At 63.6% G+C, this 4400-nt stretch carries 7 protein-coding genes; 2 read left to right on the top strand and 5 right to left on the bottom strand.

The genetic code is table 11. The annotated features are described in order from the left end of the window. Positions 1-323: 323 nt before the first annotated feature. Both VGG53_RS11895 and VGG53_RS11890 read right to left on the bottom strand, forming a co-directional pair. Positions 324-671, bottom strand: coding sequence for a type II toxin-antitoxin system PemK/MazF family toxin (locus VGG53_RS11895; protein ID WP_331518259.1), 348 nt, complete (start codon positions 669-671; stop codon positions 324-326). After that, a complete protein-coding gene (locus tag VGG53_RS11890; protein ID WP_331518258.1) occupies positions 664-900 on the bottom strand; it encodes an antitoxin in 237 nt (78 codons plus the stop codon). The genes VGG53_RS11895 and VGG53_RS11890 overlap by 8 nt, the downstream gene beginning before the upstream one ends. Positions 901-926: 26 nt before the next feature. On the opposite strand from VGG53_RS11890, the gene VGG53_RS11885 reads away from it, so the two are divergent. Together VGG53_RS11885 and VGG53_RS11880 are read left to right on the top strand one after the other, a co-directional pair. Continuing rightward, the gene (locus VGG53_RS11885) at positions 927-1376 is read left to right on the top strand and encodes a type IV toxin-antitoxin system AbiEi family antitoxin (protein WP_414688952.1); all 450 of its coding nucleotides are present in this window, start codon (positions 927-929) and stop codon (positions 1374-1376) included. A 437-nt stretch (positions 1377-1813) separates the two neighbouring features. Further along, positions 1814-2320 (top strand): histidine phosphatase family protein, encoded by a 507-nt coding sequence (locus VGG53_RS11880; RefSeq protein WP_331518256.1) that lies wholly within the window; start codon positions 1814-1816, stop codon positions 2318-2320. Between the two features lie 16 nt (positions 2321-2336). Here the strand turns inward: VGG53_RS11880 and VGG53_RS11875 are convergent, their stop codons facing one another. The 3 genes from VGG53_RS11875 to VGG53_RS11865 form a co-directional block, all read right to left on the bottom strand. After that, positions 2337-2927 (bottom strand): hypothetical protein, encoded by a 591-nt coding sequence (locus tag VGG53_RS11875; RefSeq protein ID WP_331518255.1) that lies wholly within the window; start codon positions 2925-2927, stop codon positions 2337-2339. Between the two features lie 369 nt (positions 2928-3296). Further along, positions 3297-3854: a DUF3558 domain-containing protein gene (locus VGG53_RS11870; protein WP_331518254.1), complete on the bottom strand. Its 558-nt coding sequence runs from the start codon at positions 3852-3854 to the stop codon at positions 3297-3299. Next, on the bottom strand, positions 3851-4348 hold the full coding sequence (locus tag VGG53_RS11865) for a DUF3558 domain-containing protein (protein WP_331518260.1): 498 nt from the start codon (positions 4346-4348) through the stop codon (positions 3851-3853). Before VGG53_RS11865 ends, VGG53_RS11870 begins: the two co-directional genes overlap by 4 nt. Between the last annotated feature and the right edge of the window lie 52 nt (positions 4349-4400).

Below are 4400 nucleotides of genomic sequence, written 5' to 3'. Positions count from 1 at the left end.
GTGGCCGCCGCACACGCGGCAACAGCAGATCGACACACCGTTCGCCTAGACGACCGCAGCCGGCGGATCTATTGCTACGTGATGCGCGGCGTATTGCTGGCTTCGACGACGCGCTCACGGCCGAGGTTTGGGCCAGTGGCTACCTACTTTCCGCGAGCACTTTGGCGATGAAAGCCGTTGGGGCCCAGCCAAAGAGGTCGTCACCGCACTCGCCGAGCGAGGAATCGACCTCACCGATCAGCGAGCCGTCGATCATGCAATCCGCGAGCTGAATGCCGAACTTCTCGCTCGTCGACTGCTGGAATAAGCCAACTTTCGGTTCGTTATGACTTGATGCCCAGGATGAGGGTTAGCGCCTGTTCGATTTGTCGCATTGTGGCGGGTGCCAGGGTGCCCAACCGTTCCAGTAACCGGCTGCGGGAGACGGCCCGGATGCCGCGGCAAACGGCCACGCTCTCGGCGTCCACCCCTTCGGTGGGCAAGACCTTTGGCCGCAACGGCGACCCCGAGCGCGAACTCGACACAGGCACCAAGGCGACGAGTTCGTCGTCGACGCCGGTAAGTATCTCGTCGACGGAAACGACGATAGCGGGCCGATTTTTGCCGGGCTCGCCTGCGCGCGCGGCACCGAGAGCGACCGACCACAGCTCGCCGCGGCGCGGTTCAGCCAAGTCCGTCACCGGCGGTGGTGTCCCACGCGTTGTCTTCGTGACGCACTCCGAGGATGCCTAAGTCGGCGCGGGTGGCATCGCGCTCGGCCCGGAAAAATGCCTCATGCTCGGCACGGGACGCCAGTTCTGTTAGGAGGGCAGCAACGGAGATACCTCGTTCGCGGGCCTGGGTGGCGAGACGGTCCCGGGTACGGATCGATACTCTGATTGTCGTCGTTGATGTAGACATATCTGTAGCCTACTGCGTCGACAGATTTGAGGGGCGCGACGGATCAAGGTATCGCATCGGCCATTTACGGAGCGGATAACGCCGTGCTCATGGGTGTCAGCGCGGCCCGCGTCCTTTCAGCCATACCGCGCGCATTGGCGACGGCTGTTGTCGCAGTACCCAAGCAGCACCGGCCAATTACCCTGATCGACCGTTCAGCTGTTGTCCAATTCGTCAAGCGTGAGACCCATCGCCTAGACGCAGAACGCATCCCGATGCCACTCGGATCAGCACTTGCTACGACGCCGGAGCAAACGATCCTCGACCTTGCGCACCGGCCCTTGCTTGGTGATACCGAGGAGGAGGTTCGCCCTGCAATCGCTGCCCTCTATGAACGCAGCGACAAGAAGCGTCTCAAGGCCATCGCCGCCGAACAGCGGCTCACGGCTGCGCTGCTGCGGGCCGAAATCTGGGCTGGAGCACACGACGGACATTGACGAACGTGACCAGGTGGCCCGCAATAGCTCGTGCTCACGGAAGGCTCACGCTTGAGCCGCTTTTCAGCACTGTGGCGGATACGCGTCCGGTGACCGTGAGGAACTCATCGTCCCGACTCTGGCTGCCTTCGCCACATCAAAAACGGCCACTTGGGCTGATCGGCGGCCTCCGCGCGATCTATGGGATCTCTGGGCGCTCAGTCGAATTGGCGCTATCGACGAGACCCCGCTGCGTCTATTCCAAGAGTTTGGGCCGACCAACCGGCCGCCCGGTGATTACCTATTTGAGCACCCTCCCATCTGATGCCGCGTGGCAGACGCAGCTCGCCGGGCAGACGAGGCTCACCATTACGGCCCCTCGAGCGCTCGCGACCGTGCGCGAGTCGTGGGCGCGCGTTATCGCAGACGAGTAAGACCGCTGCCGTAACCTGAATCGGGTGAGCGACCACGACCGCACGTTGGTGCTGCTCCGCCACGCCAAATCGGCCTATCCCGACGGAGTGGCCGACCATGACCGACCGCTGGCACCGCGCGGTGAGCGTGAAGCCGAGCTGGCGGGCGACTGGTTGCGGAGTCATCTGGCGGCGATCGACGCGGTGCTCTGCTCGACGGCGACCCGCGCGCGCGAAACCCTGGCGCGCACCGGCATTGACGCGCCGGTTCGTTACGTCGCGCGGCTCTACGACGCCACCGCGGGCACCGTGATCGACGAGATCAACGGCGTCAGCGACGACGCCTCGGTTCTGCTGGTGGTGGCACACGAGCCGAGGATGACCGAGGTGGCCTTGGGCTTGGCCAACGCGCGCACCGCCAACACCGATGTCGCCAAACGTATCTCGGCGAAATTTCCGACATCGGCGATGGCGGTACTGCGCCTTACCGGCAGCTGGAAGGATCTAGAACTCGGTTCAGCCGAGCTCACCGATTTCCAGGTGCCGCGTTAACGCGTGCTACGACGGGCTATTTGCAGATCTCGACGATCTTTTTGATCTTGTCGTCGAGATTTTGCCGCAATTCGTCCTGAGCGAAGTCCTGCGCACCGGCGAGGTATCCGATGCTGAGTTCCTCGAGCTGGGTCCCCAGCGCGTTGGCGTTGTCGGCCAGGTCTTGCGGGGTCGCCGGCTCCGCGGCCACCCGGTCGCGCAGGAATGCGCCGCCGTCGTAGAACGCGAAGCGCTGCGCGGTGGCGACCGACAGTGCCCCGATCGGCCCGCCGTTTTCCGGGTTCTTCAGGTGCGAGTTCCTGACCACCGCGCGATCGACGATCTTGAACACTTCGCAAGTGTGCTTTTTGGCATCATTGTGCTGCTGGTCGGTGTATTTGCCCGCGGCCGTCGCGCTCTTGTTCGGGAAGAAGTACCCGAGAGCAGCGCCCGTGACCGCGATGATGGCCAGCGCCAGCGCCGCCCAGGTGGCCCACCGGGAAAACTTCGACGGGCCGGCAGCATGAGACGTGTGTGTCGTGGTCTCTGGCGCGGCCGCAGGCTCGGGGGCAGATTCGGTGACGTCCTCGGCTGCGGACGATGGTTCGTTTGAGGGTGTTTCAGACATCGGTCGATCGTATAGGGCACGGCGATTGGCCGGTAACCGTTTCGGGTGTCAATAAACTAACTCTGTCGATCGCATCGCTGAGAACTACGCGTCGTTCACCGACGGTACGACCGGTGGGTATGTTTTGCCGTCGCCCCAGATCATCCCAGCCGGGAAGGGCGCAGTGCGACTGCAGCGATGGTGCTGCGCGGCGTAGTGACGTCGGGTCGACGTCGCGTGCAGGGGGCAGCGGGCCGGCGAGCCTGGGCCATCGTAGCGGTCAAGAGTTTGTTGCATGCACCGGCCCCTGTGCGCTCGGGATGCCGTGTCCCGTCGAAGACACCTAATAACGCTGTAAATCAACAACTTTGCCGCTTCAGCGCCCGAAGATCAAGAATTGGTCGAGAGCGTCAGCTCCATGAGTTTGATGGCCTGGCCGCAGGCGTCGATACCGGGCACCTGTGGGTTCACCCACCACCCGACCACACCCGCGGCATCGCTGGCCACACCGCAGGCGCCGTTGGGATCGTTCGGTTTCATCACGATCGAGGACACGCCGGCGATCGTCCGGTTCTCGATCTGATATTTCAGGAACTCAGCGACCTTGCGCTCGTTGGCCAGGCTGCCCTGCTCGAACCAGAACCGGGTGATGTCGATCAGGCCGCCGGGGTTGGCCGCCTGCCAGCGGCAGATCGCACCGACGAACGTGCTCTGAATGTCTTGCGGGTCGGCGCCCACCGTCTTGGCCAACACGTCGGTGGTCAGTACCTCACATTCCTTTTGCAAGTTCGGGTACTGCTGCTCGGAGTTGTTGTTGCGGGGCGTGTCACCCGCGCCCGCCTTTTCCGCGGTGCCGCCCACCGACCTGGTGCAGCCGGTCGATACGGACATCGCGGTGACCAGTACGGCCACGCTCACCAGGACCCGACGACGCACGGTGGTCCTCATTTGGAGTTCGCAATCGTCTGGCGCGCAAGCTCTTTGGCGATATTGCAGGCGTCGGGGAACGGCTTTTGGCTGAAGTTCACCGACCATTCGAAGAAATCGTCGTTGAACTGGATTCCGACCTCGCACAGGGAATCACCCAGTTGCGGATCGTTGCCGATCGCGACGAAGCCGCCGTGGCCGTTGATGTTGATGTCTTCGACGCTGGAACGGGACAACTCTTCGGTCTTGCGTTCGCGTCCGATCGGGCTACCGCGATACCAGGAGAAGGAGAAGTGTGGCCCGAGGATCCCGCCGCCGGCCAGCCACTGGCAGCCGACCGAGTTCTTGGCGGTGTTGACCAGCCCGTTGATCTGCGTCAGTTTGTTCACCGTCTCGTCGCTGATGCCGCCGCACTGCGGGAAGGACGGTCCATGACTCCCCTGCCCCGACGACGGCGCGGACGACTGGGACGACTGGGATTGATTGGAGCCGGAATCAGAGCATGCCGCCGCCATCGGAATCAAGGTCGCCGCCGTCAGGGCCAGCGCCGCCACGTTGTGCCGCACC

Source organism: Mycobacterium sp. (assembly GCF_036490025.1).
Taxonomy (GTDB): domain Bacteria; phylum Actinomycetota; class Actinomycetes; order Mycobacteriales; family Mycobacteriaceae; genus Mycobacterium.
Note: the sequence above shows the minus strand (reverse complement) of the source record. Positions and strands in the feature narration are given on the sequence as shown.

Coding starts and splice junctions, on each gene's coding strand:
- VGG53_RS11890 (WP_331518258.1), bottom strand. CDS start 900: ATGTCTACATCAACGACGACAATCAGAGTATCGATCCGTACCCGGGAC.
- VGG53_RS11875 (WP_331518255.1), bottom strand. CDS start 2,927: ATGTCTGAAACACCCTCAAACGAACCATCGTCCGCAGCCGAGGACGTC.
- VGG53_RS11870 (WP_331518254.1), bottom strand. CDS start 3,854: ATGAGGACCACCGTGCGTCGTCGGGTCCTGGTGAGCGTGGCCGTACTG.
- VGG53_RS11865 (WP_331518260.1), bottom strand. CDS start 4,348: ATGGCGGCGGCATGCTCTGATTCCGGCTCCAATCAATCCCAGTCGTCC.